This window comes from Clostridium tarantellae (genome assembly GCF_009295725.1).
In the GTDB taxonomy this organism is placed as follows: domain Bacteria; phylum Bacillota; class Clostridia; order Clostridiales; family Clostridiaceae; genus Sarcina; species Sarcina tarantellae.
This window is the reverse complement of the sequence record NZ_WHJC01000572.1, coordinates 1-791: the sequence shown is the minus strand read 5'-3', so window position 1 is coordinate 791 and position 791 is coordinate 1. Positions and strand designations below refer to the sequence as shown.

General features: G+C 18.2%; 1 protein-coding gene. It reads left to right on the top strand.

The window, feature by feature from the left end; translation table 11 throughout:
• Nucleotides 1–99: 99 nt before the first annotated feature.
• The coding region (locus GBZ86_RS16415; protein WP_152892446.1) for a GNAT family N-acetyltransferase at nucleotides 100–791 on the top strand (692 nt) is incomplete at its 3' end.

Below are 791 nucleotides of genomic sequence, written 5' to 3'. Positions count from 1 at the left end.
TTTAGGAATATTTTTATAATTATATTTTTTAAAAATTAATATATATAATAAATAGTGTAATTATAGGTTGAAATTTTTAATTTTAGGGGAGGGGTTTAAGTGATTTTCACTGAACTACAAAAAAAGCATATAAAAAATCTTCTTGATTTAGTATGGAAAGTTTTTAAAGAATTTAATGGAAAAGATTGTTCAGAAGAAGGGATTGAAGAATTTAAAAATTTTATAGAATATGAGTGTGTTCTTGAAAGGTTTTATAAAGGAGAATTAAAGTTTTATGGAGCTATAGATAATGATAATTTAATTGGAGTAATTGCAACAAAAAATATTAATCATATATGTTTGTTATTTATAGATAAAAATTATCATAAAAAAGGAATAGGGAAAAAATTATTTAAAATGGTTGAAGATGTATGTAAAACTAAAAATATTATTAAAATTACTGTTAACTCATCACCTTATTCAGTATCTTTTTATAAAAAAATAGGATTTACCGTAAAAAATAAAGAGAAAACTATAAATGGAATTAGGTTTATCCCTATGGAATATTTAATAAATAATATTTCATTAAAATTATTTACTTATCTAAAGGCAAAAGAAAAAAATTGCAATATAATGCTTAAGGATAATTATGAAAATAATGAAAAAAATTTAAAGGAAATAAAAAATATTATTAACATAGTGCAAAAGGTAAAAAAATATTTAAATCTTTATATTTTAAATGAAAAGAAATTAAATGAAAAAAATTTATTAAAATTATTAGATTATTTAATTATAATCTCAAAAGATAATAT